We start from the raw sequence: 2,735 nt of genomic DNA on the forward strand, positions 1-2,735 counted from the left end.
CTACCTGCAATCCCTCCCGGCAACTGTTTTTCTTTTCATCTGTAAACTCCGCTTTCAGCCACTTTTTTCAAAGGGCGCGTTTTTTTTTCTAGCATAAGCCATAGTGGTGAACGGAAACAAATCACGCCTGAAACAGGCCGAAAAGCAAATTTCTGCCACAGTGGTGAACGGATACATTTTTTCAAAGGGCGCGTTTTTTTTCTAGCATAAGCCATAGTGGTGAACGGAAACGCTGAAAGCTCAGCTTACAGCAGGAAAAACAGAACTCGCCCGCTGCGCGGGCTTCAAACAAAACTGTTTTTGTTTTCATCTATAAGCTGAGCTTTCTGATCGCAGCTTTTTACAAGGGGCGTTTTTATATATCATTGTATCTAGTAATCAATTAAATATATATCTTAAGTTGACGCCATTGGGTGAACAGATACAAATAAAAGCTATAAAATATACCAATTAAGTTGACGTCATTGGCTAAACGGTTACTTTCTCTATGGGTTACAGGCTACCTTCGTTACCTGCCTGTAATTTTTCTGCATTATCTGCCACACGTAATGCCTTGATCATATCTAATATGGCACCATCTAATATGGCAGCTAAATTATGTTCGGTATAGCCAATCCGATGGTCTGTTGCACGAGCATGAGGAAAGTTATAGGTTCTGATTTTATCTCCTCTGTCTCCCCGTTTGACCATAGATCTGCGTTCTATACCAATCGCCTCTTGTTGTTTTTTAACTTCCATATCATAAAGACGGGAGCGTAATACCTTTAAGGCTTTTTCATAATTTTTAATTTGTGATTTCCCATCTTGACAGGATACCACCAGTCCAGTGGGAATGTGGGTTAGGCGTACGGCTGAATAGGTAGTATTTACGGACTGGCCACCTGGACCGGAAGAGCAAAAAGTATCTTTGCGTACGTCATTTAAATCTAAGTTGATTTCCACATCCCCTGCTTCTGGTAATACGACTACGCTAGCGGCTGAAGTATGGATACGGCCTTGTGTTTCAGTAGTAGGCACTCTTTGGACACGGTGTACGCCAGATTCATATTTCATAAGCCCATATACATCTTCGCCCGCTATGGTACAGACAATTTCTTTCCATCCACCAGCAGTTCCTTCTATTGTATATACAGTAGAAAAATCCCATTTCATCTTTTCTGCAAAACGCTTATACATACGAAAAAGATCTCCCGTAAAAATAGCGGCTTCATCTCCACCAATACCGGCTCGGATTTCTAGAACAATGTTTCTGCTGTCATTGGGATCACTTGGCGTAAGGGCATCACGTAGCTGTGTTTCTAGGTTGGATTTTTTATCTAAGGCAGATCCTAACTCTTGTTTAGCAATATCACGAAAAGCTTCTTCTTTTTCAAGATTTAATATCTCTTTTGCCTCTTTTATATTTTCTAATATGAGTTCATACTCATTATATAAATTAACAATTTTAGATAGCTTTCTATATTCCTTATTCAGTGCTGCATAGGCCTTCATATCATTTAAGGCCTCTGGTTGATAAATAGCTGCTTCTACTTCTTGAAACCGTTCTTTGATAGATTTTAATTTTTCAATCATATTACTCCTTTTCCCTGGCTTATCTATTGAACCGTGTGGAGATGAATCACGAAAATCTAAGCTACTTTTTGTATAATAGCCTCAAAAGCGCTTGGATGGTTCATAGCCAGATCAGCTAGTGTTTTTCTATCCATATCCATATTGCTTTGCTTGAGCTTACCCATAAACTGAGCATAAGCCATGCCATGGAGGCGAGCTGCTGCATTGATACGTTGTATCCACAAGGCCCTTATGGTTCTTTTTTTTGTTTTCCGGTCTCTATAAGCATACAAGAGGCCTTTTTCAACAGCATTCTTAGCTACTGTCCAAACATTTTTTCTTTTGCCCCAATAACCTTTTGCTAATTTTAATACCCGCTTTTTACGTGCTTTTGATGCTACGGAATTAACTGATCTTGGCATGTTTTCTTGTAATTTATAAGTTGATAGTATCTATTAACGAGATTCATAAACAAGGCTTTTTTATTTCACTTTTTTCTTGATAAAAAAACGGATAAAAAATCAATCCCTGGGTAAAAAATTGCGGATAGTGATTGTTACAACTGGAAAAACAAAATCTGCTCTTTAGCGTTTTTTTAACTGTTTTTTTATTTCAGTTGAAACGGTCACTTTTTGAGCGCAACTATTTTACAAGGGGTGCTTTAGAACTGCCATAGCCTTGAATGCATACAGTTGATGGTCTATTTACATCGCTAATAGTTTTCGAATAGTTGGTGCATTGGTTTCATGTACCAGTGTAGTGTGGGTAAGATGCCTTTTTTGCTTTGTGCTTTTAATTTTTTTTGCTAAACAATGGTTTTTAAAAGCATGTTTCCGCTTAATTTTGCCTGTACCCGTTACTTGGAATCTTTTTTTTGAACCAGAATGTGTTTTAACTTTTGGCATATATTTGTTTATAACGAAAGTATAATGTTTTTAACTAAAGAAAAGGCTGTTTTTGCTTAACAGCAAAAGTAGTAAATAAATTGTACTATTGTATTAAGAACTCTTTGCTGTAGGAATACAGCTGAATTGTTCCAGCTATTAGAAAAAAAAGCTCTATATAAACACTGAATATACTAAAAAATCTTCAGAAAATAGTAAAATACCTGTTTCCGTTCACCACTATGGCTTATTCTAGAAAAAAAACGCGCCTTTTGAAAAAAGTGCGATCAGAAAGCGCAG

General features: G+C 37.3%; 3 protein-coding genes. All 3 read right to left on the reverse strand.

Going from position 1 to position 2,735, the window contains the following annotated elements; translation table 11 throughout:
• Window positions 1-492 precede the first annotated feature (492 nt).
• Window positions 493-1,572: a peptide chain release factor 1 gene (prfA, locus tag MUW73_RS02515; RefSeq protein ID WP_243018506.1), complete on the reverse strand. Its 1,080-nt coding sequence runs from the start codon at window positions 1,570-1,572 to the stop codon at window positions 493-495.
• A 56-nt stretch (window positions 1,573-1,628) separates the two neighbouring features.
• Window positions 1,629-1,973, reverse strand: coding sequence for a 50S ribosomal protein L20 (gene rplT, locus MUW73_RS02520; protein ID WP_243018508.1), 345 nt, complete (start codon window positions 1,971-1,973; stop codon window positions 1,629-1,631).
• 282 nt (window positions 1,974-2,255) lie between these two features.
• A complete protein-coding gene (rpmI, locus tag MUW73_RS02525; RefSeq protein ID WP_243575222.1) occupies window positions 2,256-2,456 on the reverse strand; it encodes a 50S ribosomal protein L35 in 201 nt (66 codons plus the stop codon).
• Window positions 2,457-2,735: the final 279 nt, after the last annotated feature.

It is taken from the genome of Candidatus Cardinium sp. cByotN1, from assembly GCF_022810525.1.
GTDB lineage: Bacteria > Bacteroidota > Bacteroidia > Cytophagales > Amoebophilaceae > Cardinium.